The following is a 17,496-nucleotide window of genomic DNA, read 5'->3' as shown; positions in this document are numbered from 1 at the left end:
CCGCCCGTGCGCCGGGTGGGCTTTGCCTTCTTTTTACGAAACGGACTCGTCTCGTATCGTATTGGCCGCTAGTCTGGTCCGGGGGGTTACGAGACGTACGCGACTCGCAAATGCCCGCCAGTGCCACGCCAACACGGACGGGAAGACCAATGACCACCGCAGCCGCGCCACCCCGCGTGCCGGAAGCCATCCACCGCCGACGCTGGGCGATCCTGTGCACCCTGGTGCTCGCCCTGCTCGTCGTCGTGCTCGACAACTCGATCCTCAACGTCGCGATGAAGACCATCGCGACCCCCGCACCGGTCGGACTGGGCGCCACCCAGAGCGACCTGGAATGGGCGATCAACTCCTACACCCTGGTGTTCGCCGGGCTGCTCTTCACCTCCGGCCTGCTCGGCGACCGCTTCGGCCGCAAGCGGGCCCTGCTGGTCGGCATGGTGGTCTTCGGGATCGCCTCGCTGCTCTCCTCGATGTCCGGCACGCCCGGTGAACTCATCGGCTACCGCGGCCTGATGGGCGTCGGCGCCGCGCTCGCGATGCCCGCCACGCTGGCGATCATCATGAACGTCTTCGAGCGCGAGGAGCAGCCCAAGGCGATCGGCATCTGGGCCGGCGCGGTCGGCCTGGCGATCGCCATCGGCCCGATCACCGGCGGCCTGCTGATCGAGCACTTCTGGTGGGGCTCGGTCTTCCTGATCAACGTCCCGATCGTGATCGTCGCGGTGATCGCGATGGCGGTCCTGGTCCCCGAGTCCAAGGACCCCAACCCGGGCGCGCTCGACCCGATCGGGGTGCTGCTGTCGATCGTCGGCCTGGTCGCGCTGATCTACGGCATCATCAAGGGCGGCGAGCTGGCCGACTTCACCGCGTTCGCCGCCTGGGGGCCGACCCTGCTCGGGGTGCTCGCGATCGCCGCCTTCGTCGTGTACGAGCGCCGCATCCCGTTCCCCGCGCTGGACGTCACCTGGTTCCGCAACAAGGTGTTCAGCGCCTCCGTGGTCGTGGTCGGCGTGATCTTCTTCGCGCTGATGGGCGTCTCCTTCTTCGGCGTCTTCTACATCCAGAGCGTGCGCGGTTACAGCGCGCTCCAGGCCGGCCTGCTGATGCTGCCGCTGGCCGTCGCCCAGCTGCTGTTCGCCCCGCGGGCCCGGCTGGTGGTGGAGCGCCTCGGCGTCGCCGCCACCGCCGCCGGCGGCATGGTGCTGGTCGCGCTCGGCTTCGTCGGCTACGCCGTGCTGACCGCCACCACCCCGATCTGGGTGCTGATCGTGCTCGGCCTGGTGATGGGCAGCGGCATGGCGCACGTCATGCCGCCGGTCACCGTCGCGATCATGGGCTCGCTGCCGCGCGAGAAGGCCGGCGCCGGCTCGGCCGTCAACAACACCTTCCGCCAGGTCGGCGGCTCGCTCGGGGTCGCCGTGCTCGGCGCGGTGCTGTCCACCGTCTACCGCGACGGGATGTCGGACACCCTGACCCACCTGCCGGAGAACCTGCGCGACAAGGCGGGCGAGTCGCTGGAGGCCACCCTGGCCGTCGCGAGCCGGATTCCCGACGGCAAGGGCCAGGCCCTGATCGCCCCGGCGAACGACGCCTTCATCCACGCCATGCACGTGGTGGCCTCGCTCTCGGTGGGCATCTCGCTGGTCGGCGCGCTGGTCGCCTGGTTCCTGCTCCCGCGCCGCGCCGCCGGTGCCCCGGGCCGTCCCGGGAAGGCGCCCGAGCAGCAGGATCAGACCCGCGAGGCCGCGGCGGCCTGAGCCGTGCTCGACCGGTCCGTGACCGGCTGAGCGACAATGGCCCTGCCGGCCGGTGACGTGACCGGCGGGGCCACCGGCCCGGGAACCGGGCCTGGAGACACCCCACGGCGGCCGCGCCCGGGGCGCAGCGAGGGAGAGACAGCGGTGATCAGGACGGACACGCCGAGCGCCGACACCGGGCAGCCCTGTGCGGCGGTGCGGCGCGGCCGGCCCCGCAGCGAGGCCGCCGAGCTGGCCATCTTCACCGCCGTCGAGGACCTGATGGCCGACGGCAACACGCTGTCCGACCTCACCATCGAGGGGATCGCCACCGCGGCCGGCGTCGGCAAGGCCACCATCTACCGGCGCTGGCCCAACAAGGAGGCGCTGCTGGTCGAGGTGGTCAGCCGGCTGGAGGAGCCGATCCCGGCCCCCACCGGCGGCGGCGCCCGCGAGGACCTGATCGCGATGGTCGACTACATCCGCCGCCGCGGCCTGGCCAAGCGCACCCGCTGGGTGCTCAAGGCCGCGCTCGGGCAGATGCAGACCCTGCCCGAGCTGCACGCCGCCTACCGGGAGCGGGTGGCCAAGCCGCGCCGGGAGATCGGGATCCACCTGATCCGGCAGGCCGTCGCCGAGGGCCTGATCCGCGACGACCTCGACCTGGAACTGCTCGGCGACCTGCTGATGGGCCCGATCCTCTACCGCAGCATCCTGTCCGACGACTCCGACCTGGAGGACCCGGACCTCTCCCGCCAACTGGTCGACGCCGTGCTGGACGGCATCGCCCCGCGGTAGCGCGCAGCTGCTTCGTGTACGTGGCCTGGCTCACCAAAGCGGGCCACGCCGGAACCCGGTCCAGGGGTCGCGCGTCTGTCCCGGCATAGGCTGAGCCGGCTATCCGATCGAACCGGCACCAGTCCGGCACCCGCGCCCGTACCCCCACGGACCGGACGTCGGACCGGCGACGGCACGAACGACGGGAGCCACGGCATGGCGCAGGCGGACAGCACCGAGCGGACCACGGCCCGTGGCGGTGCCGGCACGCCCGCGGGCCGCGGCGGTTTCCTCGGCCTGCGGTACTGGGGCCGGGACACCCGCGGCAGCGGCCCCTGGCGGCGCGGACTGCTGACCGCCCTGCTGGCGGTGGCCACCGCCGGGCTGCTGGCCTTCCACGCCCGGGTGCCCAACAGCGTCGGCAACCTCGGCAGCCTGCTGGAGACCTTCCTGCCCTGGGTGGGCCTGGCCGTCCCGGTGCTGCTGGTGCCCGCGCTGCTGCGCCGTTCCGCGACCGCGCTGGTCGCCCTGCTGCTGCCCGCCGTGCTGTGGGTGAACCTGTTCGGCGGGCTGGTGTCGGACAAGAGCGGCGGCAAGGGCGACTGGACGGTGGTCAGCCACAACGTGGCCGCCGGCAACACCGACGTGCCGGGAACCGTCCGGGGCCTGGTCGACTCGGGGGCGGAGATCGTCGCCCTCCAGGAGCTGGCCGGTCCGCAGGTGCGGGCGTACGAGACCGGGCTGGCCGGCACGTACCCGCACCACACCGTGGAGGGGACGGTCGGGCTCTGGTCGAAGTACCCGATCACCGACGTCTCGCCGGTGGACCTGAAGATCGGCTGGACCAGGGCGTTCCGGGCCCAGGTCGGCACCCCGCAGGGCCCGGTCGCGGTGTACGTCGCGCACCTGCCGTCCGTCCGGCTCAAGGCCGAGGGCGGCTTCACCGTCCACCAGCGGGACGTCAGCGCCCAGGCGCTCGGCGACGCGATCCAGGCCGAGCCGGTGCAGAAGGTGCTGCTGCTCGGCGACCTCAACGGCACCATGAACGACCGCAGTCTGGCGCCGGTCACCTCGCAGATGCGCTCGGCCCAGGGCGCGGCCGGGGACGGCTTCGGCTTCAGCTGGCCGTCGGCGTTCCCGATGGCGCGGATCGACCAGATCATGAGCAAGGGCGGGCTCCGGCCGGTGGACTCCCGCACCCTGCCCCGGGACGGCAGCGACCACCTCGCGGTGGCCGCCGCCTACACGTACAGCTAGGGTCCGTCCGGCTCAGCCGCGCCGCCAGCGGTTGGTGATCGGCAGCCGGCGGTCCCGGCCGAAGTTCTTGACCGAGATCTTCGGGCCCGGCGGGTACTGGCGCCGCTTGTACTCGGCGGTGTCGACCAGCCGGACCACCCGGTCCACCACGGCCGGGTCGAAGCCGGCCGCGACGATCGCGTCCCGGCCCTCGTCGCCCTCGATGTAGCGGGTCAGCACGCCGTCCAGCAGGTCGTAGTCGGGCAGCGAGTCGGCGTCGACCTGGTCCGGCCGCAGCTCGGCGGACGGCGGCTTGGTGATGGTGTGCTCCGGGATCGGCGGCACCTCGCCGCGGCGCCCGGCCTCCTCGTTGCGCCAGCGGGCGAGCCGGAAGACCAGCGACTTGTAGACGTCCTTGATCGGTCCGTACGCGCCCACCGAGTCGCCGTACAGGGTCGAGTAGCCGACCGCCAGCTCGCTCTTGTTGCCGGGGGCGAGCACGATGTGCCCCTCCTGGTTGGAGAGCGCCATCAGCAGGGTGCCGCGCAGCCGGGACTGCAGGTTCTCCTCGGCCAGGCCGGTCAGTTCGGTGGCGGCCAGGTAGGCGTCGAACATCGGGGCGATCGGGACGGTCCGGAAGTGCAGCCCGGTGCGGCGGGCCAGTTCGGCCGCGTCGTCCCGGGAGTGCTGCGAGGAGTAGCGGCTGGGCATCGAGACGCAGTGCACGTTGTCGGCGCCGAGCGCGTCCACCGCGATCGAGGCCACCAGGGCCGAGTCGATCCCGCCGGAGAGGCCGATCAGCACCGAGCGGAAGCCGTTCTTGGTCACGTACGCCCGGGTGCCGGAGACCAGCGCGGCCCAGATCTCGGCCTCGTCGGACAGCCGCGGCGCGATGCCGGCCGCCACCGGCCCGCCGGCGGGGCGCGGGGTCGGCCGGTCACTCAACTCGGTGCGGACCAGGTGCAGTCCGTCGCTCAGCAGCAGCCCGTCGGTGTGGTCGCTGCTCGCGGCCGGCAGGTCGAGGTCCAGCACCATCAGGTGTTCCTCGAACTGCGGTGCGCGGGCCAGGACTTGACCGTCCGCATCGACCACGACGGAGTCGCCGTCGAAGACCAGCTCGTCCTGGCCGCCGACCATGTTGACGTAGGCCAGGGCGCAGCCCGCCTCGGCGGCGCGGCGCTGCACCAGCTCCAGCCGCTGGTCGTCCTTGTTCCGTTCGTACGGCGAGCCGTTGACGACCAGCAGCAGTCCGGCCCCGGCCTCGCGGGCGGCGGTGACCCGGCCGCCGTCCTGCCAGATGTCCTCGCAGATCGCCAGTGCGACGTCCACCCCGTGCAGCCGCAGCACCGGCAGCTGGTCGCCCGGGACGAACCAGCGGTACTCGTCGAAGACGCCGTAGTTGGGCAGGTGGTGCTTGGCGAAGCGGGTCAGCACCTCGCCCCGGTGCAGCACCGCGGCGCAGTTCTGCGGCGACCCGGCGGGGCGGCCGAACCGCGGGGAGGCGTGCTCGGAGCGGCCGAGGTAGCCGACCACCACCGGCACCTCGCCCAGTCCGTCGTCGGCCAGTCGGCCCGCCAGCGCGACCAGGGCGCCGCGCGAGGCCTCGACGAAGGAGCGGCGCAGCGCGAGGTCCTCGACCGGGTACCCGGTCAGGGCCATCTCGGGGAACGCGACCAGCTGGGCGCCGGCCTCCACGGCCTGCTTGGTCCAGCGCACCACCTCGTCGCTGTTGCGGGTGAGGTCACCGACCCAGGGGTCGATCTGGCTCAGGGCGAGACGGAGATTGGGCATGGCCCGAGTGTAATCGTCGAACTGACGCAATGTCCCGTGAGGATGGTAGGACCGGGGGGTCGGCCCTGCCGTGGCGGGTGTCGATCGGCCATGATGGTGGCAATCGCTTTACGGGGTCTTTCGGGGGCCGTCCGGGCGTAACACGCGCGTAAAGAGCAGAGGTGAGACTGTCCCCATGGGCAAGCAGCAGCAGTTCGTGCTTCGGACGCTCGAAGAGCGTGACATCCGGTTCGTCCGGCTGTGGTTCACCGATGTGCTCGGGTTCCTCAAGTCGGTCGCGGTGGCGCCGGCGGAGTTGGAACAGGCCTTCGAGGAGGGCATCGGGTTCGACGGCTCGGCGATCGAGGGATTCGCCCGGGTGTACGAGTCCGACATGATCGCCAAGCCGGACCCGACCACCTTCCAGATCCTGCCGTGGCGCTCGGAGACCCCGGGCACCGCGCGGATGTTCTGCGACATCCTGATGCCGGACGGCTCGCCGTCCTACGCGGACCCCCGGTTCGTGCTCAAGCGCACCCTGGAGAAGGCCTCCGAGCAGGGCTTCACCTTCTACACCCACCCGGAGATCGAGTTCTTCCTGCTGAAGAACCTGCCCGGCGACGGCACCGCACCGATCCCCGCCGACCAGTCCGGCTACTTCGACCACACCCCGCGCGGGGTGGGCCACGACTTCCGCCGACAGGCGATCACCATGCTGGAGTCGATGGGCATCTCGGTCGAGTTCTCGCACCACGAGGGCGCCCCCGGCCAGCAGGAGATCGACCTGCGCTACGCCGACGCGCTGTCCACCGCCGACAACATCATGACCTTCCGGCTGGTCATGAAGGAGGTCGCGCTGGAGCAGGGCGTGCACGCGAGCTTCATGCCCAAGCCGTTCTCCGAGCACCCCGGCAGCGGCATGCACACCCACCTCTCGCTGTTCGAGGGCGACCGCAACGCCTTCCACGAGTCCGGCGCCGAGTACCAGCTCTCCAAGGTCGGCAGATCGTTCATCGCCGGCCTGCTGCGGCATGCCGCCGAGACGGCCGCCGTCACCAACCAGTGGGTGAACTCCTACAAGCGGATCTGGGGCGGCTCCCAGCGCACCGCGGGCGCCGGCGGCGAGGCCCCCTCGTACATCTGCTGGGGGCACAACAACCGCTCGGCGCTGATCCGGGTGCCGATGTACAAGCCGGGCAAGCAGGGCTCCACCCGGATCGAGGTCCGCTCCCTGGACACCGGCTGCAACCCGTACCTCGCCTACGCCGTCACCCTGGCGGCCGGCCTCAAGGGCATCGAGGAGGGCTACGAGCTGCCGCCCGGCGCCGACGACGACGTGTGGGCGCTGACCGACTCCGAGCGCCGGGCCCTGGGCATCCAGCCGATGCCGCAGAACCTGGGCGAGGCGATCGACCTGATGCAGCGCAGCGAACTGGTCGCCGAGACCCTGGGCGAGCACGTGTTCGACTTCTTCCTGCGCAACAAGCGGCAGGAGTGGGAGGAGTACCGCTCCGAGGTCACCCCGTTCGAGCTGCGGAAGAACCTCCAGGTCCTCTGAGGCGCGGGGCCGTCCGGGCCCGCCGTCCTCCGACCGGGTGACAGCGGGCCCGTCCCCGGCGAGCGGGGCGGGTGATTCTCCGGTGACGGAACGTGAAGAATTGGTGACGGAGGGGTGTGGGGCGAGGGGAGGCGATCCTCCCGTCCGACCCGGGAGGACACGGGTTCCCCACCCTTCCCGGCGGTACCGGGCCCGTCCGGCGGATCGCCCGCCGGGCCGTCGCACCGCCCGCCGGGCCGTCGTACCGCCGCACCATCCGGGGCCGCGCCGACGGCCGCCCGTCCGGTCGCCGGTCACCCCGGGCGTGGCGCGGCGGCGGCGCGTAACCTGCTAGCGAACTCCTGCCGTTCGTCCCGCGCCGGGGCGGCGCGGTCGGGCCGGCGGGCGGACGGACGGAGGGGCCGATGGCGGTGGAGGAGCAGCGGGCCGGGAGCCGGGTCAGCCGGCCCGAGATCAGGCTGGTCCGGCGCGGGTTCACCGACCCCGCGAAGGCGGTGCGGCTGCTGGACGGCCCCGGGCTGGAGGGCCTGGCGGACGACCCGGTGCTGCTGGACGCGCTCGGCGCCACCGCCGACCCCGACCTCGCGCTGCTGGGCCTGGCCCGGCTGCTGGAGGCCGCCGACGAGGCCGACCGGCACACCCTGCGCGACACCCTGACCACCTCCAAGCCGTTGCGCGACCGGCTGCTCGGCGTGCTCGGGGTCTCCACCGCGCTCGGCGACCACCTGGCCCGGCACCCGCACGACTGGCACGAGCTGGTCACCTTCGAACTGCGCGACATGCACCCCGGCCCGGCGGACTTCCGCCGCGCGCTCGCCGAGGGCGTCGAGGCCGGCCGCGACCACGGCCCGGAGAACGCGCTGCGGGCCGCCTACCGCCGCTGCCTGCTCGCCATCGCCGCCCGCGACCTCACCGGCACCACCGACCTCGCCCAGACCGCCGCCGAACTGGCCGACCTGGCCGGCGCCACCCTGCAGACCGCCCTGGGCCTCGCCGCCGAGCAGGACCCGGAGGCCGCCGCGGCCTGCCGGCTCGCGGTCATCGGGATGGGCAAGTGCGGCGGCCGCGAGCTCAACTACGTCTCCGACGTCGACGTGATCTTCGTCGCCGAACCGCGCGAGGGCGTCGAGGAGCACACCGCGGTCCAGGCGGCCACCCGGCTGGCCGCCGCGCTCACCCGGCTCTGCTCGGACACCACCGGCGAGGGCACCATCTGGCCGGTGGACGCCAACCTGCGCCCCGAGGGCCGCAACGGCCCGCTGGTGCGCACCCTGGCCAGCCACCTCGCCTACTACCAGCGCTGGGCCAAGACCTGGGAGTTCCAGGCACTGCTCAAGGCCCGCCCGGTCGCCGGGGACGCCGAGCTCGGTGCCGCCTACGTCGAGGCGCTCGCCCCGCTGGTCTGGCAGGCCGCCGCCCGGGACAACTTCGTCGCCGACGTGCAGCAGATGCGCCGCCGGGTGATCGACTCCATCCCGGCCCCCGAACTGGACCGCCAGCTCAAACTCGGCCCGGGCGGGCTGCGCGACGTCGAGTTCTCCGTCCAGCTGCTCCAACTGGTGCACGGCCGCACCGACCCGGCCCTGCGCAGCGGCAACACCCTGGAGGCGCTGGCCGCGCTCTCCCGCGGCGGGTACGTCGGCCGGGCGGACGCCGTCTCGCTGGACACCGCGTACCGCTTCCTGCGCTCGCTGGAGCACCGCATCCAGCTGTACCGGCTGCGCCGCACCCACCTGATGCCGACCGCCGAGGAGGACCTGCGCCGCCTCGCCCGCTCGCTCTCCACGCTGATCAACGACGACACCCGCTCCGACCCGGTGGCCGCGCTGCAGCGCGAGTGGAAGCGGCACGCGGTGGAGGTCCGCCGGCTGCACGAGAAGCTGTTCTACCGTCCGCTGCTCGACGCCGTCGCCGAACTGCCGCCCGGTGCGGCCGGGTTGACCCCGGAGGCGGCCCGGGCCCGGCTGGAGGCGCTCGGCTACGCCGACCCGGCGGCAGCGCTGCGGCACATCAGCGCGCTCGCCTCGGGCGTCAGCCGCAAGGCCGCGATCCAGCGCACCCTGCTGCCGGTGCTGCTCGGCTGGTTCGCCGAGTCGGCCGACCCGGACGCCGGGCTGCTCAACTTCCGCCAGGTCTCCGACGCGCTCGGCCGCACCCCCTGGTACCTGCGGCTGCTGCGGGACGAGAGCGCCGCCGCCGAGCAGCTGGCCCGGGTGCTGTCGGCCGGCCGGCTCGCTCCCGACCTGCTGCTGCGCGCCCCCGAGGCGGTGGCCATGCTGGGCGACCCGCAGGGCCTGGTCCCGCGCGGCCGGGCGGGGCTCCAGGCGGAGATACTGGCCGCCGTCGGCCGGGCCGGGTCCACCGCCGCCGCAGTGGCCGCCGCCCGCTCGGTGCGCCGCCGGGAGCTGTTCCGGACGGCCGCCGCGGACGTGCTCGGCCGGCTCGGGGAGGACCCGGCCGAGGCGCTGGACGTCGCCGGGGAGGCGCTGACCGCGCTCAACGCCGCCACCCTCCAGGGCGCCCTGCGGGCCTGCACCGTCGGCTGGGAGGCCGAGCACGGGGACCTGCCGACCCGGATCGCGGTGATCGCGATGGGCCGCTTCGGCGGGCACGAGCTGGGCTACGGCTCGGACGCGGACGTGCTCTTCGTCCACGAGCCGCTGCTGGGCTCGCTGGAGCAGGAGGCGGCCAGGGCCGCCCAGGCGGTCTGCAACGAGCTGCGCACCCTGCTGGGCGCGCCGTCCACCGAGCCGCCGCTGCTGGTCGACGCCGACCTGCGACCGGAGGGGCGCAGCGGTCCGCTGGTGCGCACCCTGGCCTCGTACGCCGCGTACTACCGGCGCTGGTCGCACGCCTGGGAGAGCCAGGCGCTGCTGCGGGCCGAGCCGGTGGCCGGGGACGCGGAGCTGGGCACCCGGTTCCGGCAGCTGATCGACCCGCTGCGCTACCCGGGCGCCGGGGTGCCGGAGCGGGACCTGGTGGAGATCCGCCGGATCAAGGCCCGGATCGAGGCCGAGCGGCTGCCGCGCGGCGCCGACCCGACCACCCACACCAAGATCGGCCGGGGCGGGCTGGCGGACGTGGAGTGGACGGTGCAGCTGCTCCAGCTCCGGCACGGGCACGAGGTGCCGGGCCTGCGGACCACCCGGACCAGGGCGGCGCTGACGGCCGCGGTCGGGGCCGGGCTGGTGGAGCCCGCCGACGCGGAGGTGCTGGAGGCCGCCTGGGTGCTGGCCTCCCGGGTGCGGTCGGCGGTGATGCTGGTGCGCGGGCGGCCGGGGGACAGCTTCCCGGGGGAGGCCCGGGAGCTGGCCGGGGTGGCCCGCTACCTCGGGTACGGGGCCGGGCACAGCGGGGAGCTGGTGGACGACTACCGGCGCACCACCCGGCGGGCCCGGGCCGTGGTGGACCGGCTGTTCTACGGGGCCTGAGTCCGTTCCACGGGGCCTGAGCCCGTCGCGCGCACGCGGAAAAGCCGCGGACGTGCGGAAGGGGCCCGCTCGGGGGCCCCTTCCGCACGTCCGTACCGGCCTCAGCGCCGGGCGCTGCTCACGGCCGGCTCGCTCCACTGCTCGGGGACGGTGACCGGCTCATCGGCGGTCTCCCGGGCGGGGACCTGCGGCAGCCGGTAGACCCACTCGTGGTAGAGCCAGCGGGCGGCCAGGAAGCCGACCGCCAGGCAGATCAGGCCGCCGACGGCGTCCATCCAGAAGTGGTTGGCGGTGGAGATGATCACCGTCAGGGTGGCCAGCGGGTAGAGCAGGCCGAGCGCCCGGACCCACGCCCGGCGGGCCAGGAAGAAGATCGTCAGGCCGCACCAGGTCGACCAGCCGATGTGCATCGAGGGCATCGCCGCGTACAGGTTGGAGACGTGCGCGGCCGGGCCGGAGGCGAACGAGCCCCAGGTGTGGTGGACCGCCACGGTGTCGATGAAGCCGCCGCCGGTCATCAGCCGCGGCGGGGCCAGCGGGTAGAAGTAGAAGCCGACCAGGGCGATCCCGGTGGTGACGAACAGCACCGTGCGGGCCGCGACGTAGCGGCCGGGGTGGCTGCGGTAGAGCCAGACCAGCACGCCGATCGTGACGATGAAGTGCAGCGTCGCGTAGTAGTAGTTCATCCCGGTGATGAGCCACCCGACGCTGTCCACGGCGTGGTTGATCGAACGCTCGACGGCGATGCCGAGGTGGTGCTCCAGCTGCCAGATCCAGCTCGCGTTCTTCTGCGCCACCGCCTCCTGCTCGGGGACGGCGTTGCGGACGATCGAGTACACCCAGTAGCTGATCCCGATCAGCGCCAGTTCGAACCAGATCCGCGGCCGGGCCGGTGAGCGGCGCTGGTCGCGGATGCGGTTCCGCAGGACGGCGGTACGGGACTGGGCGGCACGGGTGGCTCCGTCGGGCGGCCCGGCCGTGGTGGCCGTGGCTGCCCCGGAACCGCCACCGTGGGCCGCGTCGGCGCGCCGTGCGTCGCCTCGCTGGATCTCGGTCGGTTCCCCCATGGACGAGAAGTCTGCCAGACCACTCGTAGCCGTCTGCTCATCCTCTGGAAGTGGATTCTTCACCGGTTGTCCCCCTCCAGGGGTAGGGGGCGGATCCCACCGGGGTAGGGGGTGCGATCGGGTCTGGGGGCTACCGGTGGGACGGACATACGTCCCATTGTCACGCGCTCGGCCGTTCGAACGTAACCGGGGTGGTCAGGGGGGCCGGCGACCTGGATTTTCCCGGGACGAAACCGTTTCTGCATCTTGCTGAAACATATTGCAGACCGCTAGCTTCCTGGGAAATCGATCGCCCTTCCCCCAAGGGAGCACCCCCGTGACCGATGCCGCGCTCCGCCCCCGGCGGAGCCGTCCCCGCCGCAGACCCGGCCGCACGGCCGTCCTGCTGGCCGCCGCACTGACCGCCGCCACCCTCGGCGGCGCCCCCGCGGCCCTCGCCGCCGCCCCGCCGGCCCCGCCCTCGGACGCCGCGCTGGCGGCCACCGCCGGGCGGCACGACCTCACCCGCGAGCAGTTCTACTTCGTCCTGCCCGACCGCTTCGCCAACGGCGACACCGCCAACGACACCGGCGGCATCACCGGCGGGCGGCTGGACAACGGCTTCGACCCGACCGACAAGGGCTTCTACCACGGCGGCGACCTGGCCGGCCTGATCCAGAAGCTCGACTACATCCAGGACCTCGGCACCACCGCGATCTGGATGGCCCCGATCTTCCGGAACAAGCCGGTGCAGGGCAGCGGGGCCGAGGCCTCGGCCGGCTACCACGGCTACTGGATCACCGACTTCACCCAGGTCGACCCGCACTTCGGCACCAACGCCCAGCTCAAGGAGCTGATAGCCAAGGCGCACGCGCGCGGCATCAAGGTCTTCTTCGACGTCATCACCAACCACACCGCCGACGTCATCGACTACGCCGAGCAGCAGCACGGCTACCGCTCGACCGGCGCCTACCCGACCCTGGACGCCGACGGCCGACCGGTCGACGAGACCGCGATCGCCGACGCCCGCGCGCCCTGGCCGAAGATCACCAAGGACTCCTTCCCCTACACCCCGGTCTTCCGCACCCCCGCCGACGCCGAGGCCAAGAAGCCGTCCTGGCTCAACGACCCGGCGCTCTACCACAACCGCGGCGACTCCACCTTCGTCGGCGAATCCGCCACCGAGGGCGACTTCAACGGTCTGGACGACCTGGACACCCAGAACCCCCGGGTGGTGAAGGGCTTCGAGCAGGTCTACCAGCGGTGGGTCAAGGACACCGGGGTCGACGGCTTCCGGATCGACACCGTCAAGCACGTCAACACGGCCTTCTGGCAGCAGTGGGCGCCCGCCCTCAAGGACTTCGCCGCCCGGCAGGGCAACAAGAAGTTCTTCATGTTCGGCGAGGTCTACTCCGGCGACCCGGCCGTCACCTCGCCCTACGTCACCAAGGGCAAGCTGCAGGCCACCCTGGACTTCCCGTTCCAGGGCGCGGCCCGCTCCTACGTCTCCCAGGGCGGCTCGGCGCGCAACCTCGCCGACGTCTACGGGCAGGACTACCGCTACACCAGCGCCGACACCGACGCCTACGAGCTGCCCACCTTCCTCGGCAACCACGACATGGGCCGCTTCGGCTCCTTCCTGCTCGCCGACAACCCGGGCGCCGACGACGCCACCCTGCTGAAGAAGGACCGGCTCGCGAACGAGCTCCAGTTCCTCACCCGCGGCCAGCCCGTCGTCTACTACGGCGACGAACAGGGCTTCACCGGCGCCGGCGGCGACAAGGACGCCCGGCAGGACATGTTCGCGTCGAGGACCGCCTCGTACAACGGCGACCGGGTGCTCGGCGGCCCCTCCGGCCCGGCCGACCGCTACGGGCGGGGCGGCGAGCTCTACCGGGGCATCGCCGGCCTGGCCGAGCTGCGCCGCGCCAACCCGGCGCTCGCCGACGGCGCCCAGATCGAGCGCTACGCCGCCGACGGCCCCGGCGTGTACGCCTTCTCCCGGATCGACGCCGGCCAGCAGGTCGAGTACCTGGCGGCGGTCAACAACGCCACCGAGGCGAAGGCCGTCACCCTGGACACCTTCTCCGCGGGCATGGGCTTCGACCGGATCTACCCGGCGGCGGGGGAGCGGCTCACCAGCGGCGCCGACCGCAGGGTGACCGTCACCGTCCCGGCGCTGTCCTCGGTGGTGTTCAAGGCCGGTGCCCGGCTGGCGCCGGTCGCCGCCGCCCCGCAGCTGTCGGTGCAACCGCCCGCGGACGGGTCCACCGGGCTCGTGACCGTCGGCGCCACGACGGGCGGCGGCTTCAACCGGGTCGGCTTCGCCGCCCAGATCGGCAACGGGCCCTGGCGGACCCTGGGCACCGCCGACACCGGGAAGTACGCGGTGACCCAGGACCTCGCCGGCGTCGCCCCCGGCACGGTGGTGCGCTACAAGGCCGTCGTCCAGGACTCCAGCGGCCACCTGCGCTCCGCCACCGCGAGCTTCACCACCGGCACCCCCGCGCCCGCGCCGGTGCCCACGGCTGGCGCCCGCCCGTACGCCGTCGTCCACTACAACCGGCCGGACGGCGACTACGACGGCTGGAACCTCTACGCCTGGGGCGACCTCGCCGACGGCGAGGGCACCCAGTGGCCCGCCGGACACCCCTTCACCGGGCGGGACGCGTACGGCGCCTTCGCCTACGTCAAGTTGAAGCCCGGCGCCGCGGACCTGGGCTTCGTCGTGGAGCGGAACGGCGTCAAGGACGTGGACGCCGACCGCCACCTCGACCTCGGCGCCACCGGCGAGGTCTGGCTGAAGCAGGGCGACCCGACCGTCCGCACCGCGAACCCCGGCCCGGCCAACACCCAGCCCCCGAACACCGCCGTCATCCACTACAACCGGGCCGACGGCGCCTACGACGGCTGGGGCCTGCACGACTGGACCGGCGCCGCCGCCCCCACCGACTGGGGCAAGCCGCTGCTCCCGGCGCGCCGGGACGCCTTCGGCGCCGTCTTCGAGGTGCCGCTCGCCCCCGGCGCGACCAGCCTCAGCTACATCCTGCACAACGGCAACGACAAGGACCTGCCCGCCGACCAGTCGCTGGACTTCGCCGTCAACGGCAAGGAGGTGTGGATCCTCGGCGGCCGCGAGGGCTACCTGCTGCCGCAGGATCCGGCCGCCTCCTCGCAGCTGGACCTCTCCGGCGCCAAGGCCCAGTGGATCGACGCGAGGACCGTCGTGGTCCCGGCGAACTACGGCGCCACGGACCAGGCCCTGGCCGGCGGCACCAGCGCCCAGCTGGTCTACGACCCGGAGGGCGGCATCCGCGCCGACAAGGGCGTGCTGACCGGGCCCGGCCGCTGGATCCGGCTCACCCCCGTCCCGGGCGGGCTGACCGACGCCCAGAAGGCCAGGTACCCGCACCTGAGCGGCTACCGGGCCTTCACCGTGGACGCCCGGGACACCGCCCGCGTCCCCGCCGCGCTGCGCAGCCAACTGCTGTTCACCGAACACCTGCCCAGCGGCGCGGTGGCGGCCGGCACCGGGGTGCAGACCCCGGGCGTGCTGGACGACCTGTACGCCCGCCGGACCGGGAAGGTGGACTTCGGCCCGGCCCACTACGACGGCAAGGTGGCGCTCTCGCTCTGGGCGCCGACCGCGCAGCAGGTGTCCGTACAGGTCTTCGACAGCCCCACCGGCGGCACCCCCAGGACGCTGCCGCTGAAGCTGGACGACGAGACCGGGGTGTGGGAAGTCGTCCGGGACAAGCGGGAGTTGGACGGCAAGTACTACCTGTACCAGGTGAAGGTCTGGGCGCCCTCCGTCCAGCAGCTGGTGGTCAACACCGTCACCGACCCGTACTCCGTCGCCCTGTCCGCCGACTCCGAGCGCAGCCTGGTCGCCGACCTGGACGCCAAGGAGCTCAAGCCGGCCGGTTGGGACGACCAGGCCCGCCCGGCGGCCGTCCCGCCCGCGCAGCAGCAGATCCAGGAGCTGCACGTCCGGGACTTCTCGGCCGAGGACGCCACCGTCCCGGCCGCCGAGCGCGGCAGCTACCTGGCCTTCACCGAGCCGGACTCGGCCGGGATGCGGCACCTGCGGGACCTCGCCGCGGCCGGGGTGACCACCGTCCACCTGCTGCCCACCTTCGACATCGCCTCCATCCCCAAGGACAAGGCGGGCTGGAAGCTGCCGCCCTGCGACCTCAAGTCCCTGCCGGCGAACGGCCCGAAGCAGCAGGAGTGCGTGGCCGCCGTCGCCGCCGACGACGGCTACAACTGGGGCTACGACCCGCTGCACTACAACGTGCCGGAGGGGACGTACGCCACCGACGCCACCGGGACGGCGCGCACCGTGCAGTTCCGGCGGATGGTCCAGGCGCTGCACGCGGCCGGGCTGCGGGTGGTGCTGGACGTGGTCTACAACCACACCGCCGCGAGCGGCCAGGACGACCACTCGGTGCTGGACAGGGTGGTGCCCGGTTACTACCAGCGGCTCGACGCCAACGGCAAGGTGACCGCGGACAGTTGCTGCGCCGACACCGCGCCCGAGCACGCCATGATGAACCGGCTGGTGGTCGACTCGGTGAGCCTGTGGGCCCGGGAGTACCAGGTCGACGGCTTCCGCTTCGACCTGATGGGCCTGGACCCGAAGTCCACCATGCTGGACGTGCAGTCCGCGCTGCGGAAGATGACCCCGGCCTCCGACGGCGTGGACGGCAGGAACATCTTCCTGTACGGCGAGGGCTGGAACTTCGGCACCGTCGCCGACAACGCCCGGTTCGAGCAGGCCACCCAGGCCAACATGGCCGGCACCGGCATCGCCACCTTCGACGACCGGATCCGCGACGCCGCCCGCGGCGGCAACTTCATGCTGAGCTCCGCGCCGCAGCAGGGCTTCGCCTCCGGCCTGTACACCGACCCCAACGGCTCGGCGGCGAACGGCAGTCCGGAGGAGCAGAAGGCCCGGCTGCTGCACCAGATGGACCAACTGAAGGTCGGGCTGACCGGCAACCTGGCCGGCTACTCCTTCACCGACAGCTCCGGCAAGGCCGTCACCGGCGCCCAGGTCGACTACAACGGCGCCCCGACCGGGTACGCGGCCGCGCCGGGCGAGGCGGTGGAGTACGTGGACGCCCACGACAACACCGACCTGTTCGACGCCCTCGCGTACAAGCTGCCGACCGGCACCGCGCCCGCCGACCGGGCCCGGATGCAGGCGCTCGGGCTGTCGCTGACCGCGCTCACCCAGGGCGCGGGCTTCGCCCAGGCGGGCAGCGACCTGCTGCGCTCCAAGTCGCTCGACTCCAACTCCTACGACTCGGGGGACTGGTTCAACGCGATCCACTGGGATCCGGCCCAGGGCAACGGCTGGGGCCGCGGCCTGCCGATGGCGAAGGACAACCAGGAGCTCTGGCCGGCCGCGCGGAAGCTGCTGGCCGACCCGGGGCTGACGGTCGGCGCGGCCGACATCCGGGCGACCACGGCGCAGTTCCAGGAGTTCCTGCGGATCAAGCGGTCCTCGCCGCTGTTCTCGCTGCCCACCCTGGCCGCCGTCCAGCAGCGGCTGTCCTACCCGCTCTCCGGCACGCCCGGTGAGACGCCCGGGGTGATCACCCTGCACCTGGACGGCACCGGGCTGGCGGGGGCGGAGAAGGGCGTCACCGTGGTCCTCAATGCCACGCCCGGCGTCCAGTCGCAGACCGTGGCCGCGCTGAAGGGGACGAGCCAGGCGCTGCACCCCGTCCAGGCGGGCGGGGTGGACCAGGTGGTGAAGCGGTCCGGATTCGACGGCGCCACCGGCACGTTCACCGTGCCGGGTCGTACCGTGGCGGTGTTCGTTCAGGGTTGATTCCCGTCGGTCCCGACTCCCGGGCCCCGAGGAAGCCGGAGTCCAGCACCAGGCGCAGCACGGCCCGGTCCGGCACGCAGACGCCCTTGGGGCGGCCGGTGGA

At 72.9% G+C, this 17,496-nt stretch carries 8 protein-coding genes; 6 read left to right on the top strand and 2 right to left on the bottom strand.

Features of this window, described 5'->3' with window-relative positions; all coding sequences use genetic code 11:
* Positions 1-149 precede the first annotated feature (149 nt).
* The 3 genes from AB0O91_RS37740 to AB0O91_RS37730 all read left to right on the top strand — a co-directional run bounded on the left by AB0O91_RS37740 (position 150) and on the right by AB0O91_RS37730 (position 3,770).
* Positions 150-1,757, top strand: coding sequence for a DHA2 family efflux MFS transporter permease subunit (locus tag AB0O91_RS37740; RefSeq protein WP_363443082.1), 1,608 nt, complete (start codon positions 150-152; stop codon positions 1,755-1,757).
* Positions 1,758-1,901: 144 nt separating this feature from the next.
* Entirely contained in the window at positions 1,902-2,534 is a 633-nt protein-coding gene (locus tag AB0O91_RS37735; RefSeq protein WP_363443080.1) for a TetR/AcrR family transcriptional regulator, read from the top strand.
* A 195-nt stretch (positions 2,535-2,729) separates the two neighbouring features.
* Positions 2,730-3,770: an endonuclease/exonuclease/phosphatase family protein gene (locus tag AB0O91_RS37730; RefSeq protein ID WP_363443078.1), complete on the top strand. Its 1,041-nt coding sequence runs from the start codon at positions 2,730-2,732 to the stop codon at positions 3,768-3,770.
* Positions 3,771-3,782: 12 nt separating this feature from the next.
* Here the strand turns inward: AB0O91_RS37730 and AB0O91_RS37725 are convergent, their stop codons facing one another.
* Positions 3,783-5,540 carry an NAD+ synthase gene (locus AB0O91_RS37725; RefSeq protein WP_363443076.1) on the bottom strand — a complete coding sequence of 586 codons (1,758 nt, stop codon included), beginning with the start codon at positions 5,538-5,540 and terminating at the stop codon, positions 3,783-3,785.
* A 175-nt stretch (positions 5,541-5,715) separates the two neighbouring features.
* Between AB0O91_RS37725 and glnA the strand changes: the two genes are divergently transcribed.
* Together glnA and AB0O91_RS37715 are read left to right on the top strand one after the other, a co-directional pair.
* Positions 5,716-7,077 carry a type I glutamate--ammonia ligase gene (glnA, locus tag AB0O91_RS37720; RefSeq protein WP_350511192.1) on the top strand — a complete coding sequence of 454 codons (1,362 nt, stop codon included), beginning with the start codon at positions 5,716-5,718 and terminating at the stop codon, positions 7,075-7,077.
* 404 nt (positions 7,078-7,481) lie between these two features.
* Complete coding sequence (locus AB0O91_RS37715; protein ID WP_363443074.1) at positions 7,482-10,508, top strand: bifunctional [glutamine synthetase] adenylyltransferase/[glutamine synthetase]-adenylyl-L-tyrosine phosphorylase; 3,027 nt, start codon at positions 7,482-7,484, stop codon at positions 10,506-10,508.
* 101 nt (positions 10,509-10,609) lie between these two features.
* Here the strand turns inward: AB0O91_RS37715 and AB0O91_RS37710 are convergent, their stop codons facing one another.
* The gene (locus AB0O91_RS37710) at positions 10,610-11,575 is read right to left on the bottom strand and encodes a phosphatase PAP2 family protein (RefSeq protein ID WP_363443072.1); all 966 of its coding nucleotides are present in this window, start codon (positions 11,573-11,575) and stop codon (positions 10,610-10,612) included.
* A 316-nt stretch (positions 11,576-11,891) separates the two neighbouring features.
* Here AB0O91_RS37710 and pulA point away from each other — a divergent pair, with 316 nt between their 5' ends.
* On the top strand, positions 11,892-17,393 hold the full coding sequence (gene pulA / locus AB0O91_RS37705) for a pullulanase-type alpha-1,6-glucosidase (RefSeq protein ID WP_363443070.1): 5,502 nt from the start codon (positions 11,892-11,894) through the stop codon (positions 17,391-17,393).
* Positions 17,394-17,496 lie beyond the last annotated feature (103 nt).

It is taken from the genome of Kitasatospora sp. NPDC089797 (genome assembly GCF_040684795.1).
Taxonomy (GTDB): domain Bacteria; phylum Actinomycetota; class Actinomycetes; order Streptomycetales; family Streptomycetaceae; genus Kitasatospora.
Note: the sequence above shows the minus strand (reverse complement) of the source record. Positions and strands in the feature narration are given on the sequence as shown.

Excerpts from the sequence above, each read along its gene's own strand:
- AB0O91_RS37715 (WP_363443074.1), top strand. The coding sequence starts at position 7,482 with ATGGCGGTGGAGGAGCAGCGGGCCGGGAGCCGGGTCAGCCGGCCCGAG.
- glnA (WP_350511192.1), top strand. The coding sequence starts at position 5,716 with ATGGGCAAGCAGCAGCAGTTCGTGCTTCGGACGCTCGAAGAGCGTGAC.
- AB0O91_RS37730 (WP_363443078.1), top strand. The coding sequence starts at position 2,730 with ATGGCGCAGGCGGACAGCACCGAGCGGACCACGGCCCGTGGCGGTGCC.
- AB0O91_RS37725 (WP_363443076.1), bottom strand. The coding sequence starts at position 5,540 with ATGCCCAATCTCCGTCTCGCCCTGAGCCAGATCGACCCCTGGGTCGGT.
- AB0O91_RS37710 (WP_363443072.1), bottom strand. The coding sequence starts at position 11,575 with ATGGGGGAACCGACCGAGATCCAGCGAGGCGACGCACGGCGCGCCGAC.
- AB0O91_RS37740 (WP_363443082.1), top strand. The coding sequence starts at position 150 with ATGACCACCGCAGCCGCGCCACCCCGCGTGCCGGAAGCCATCCACCGC.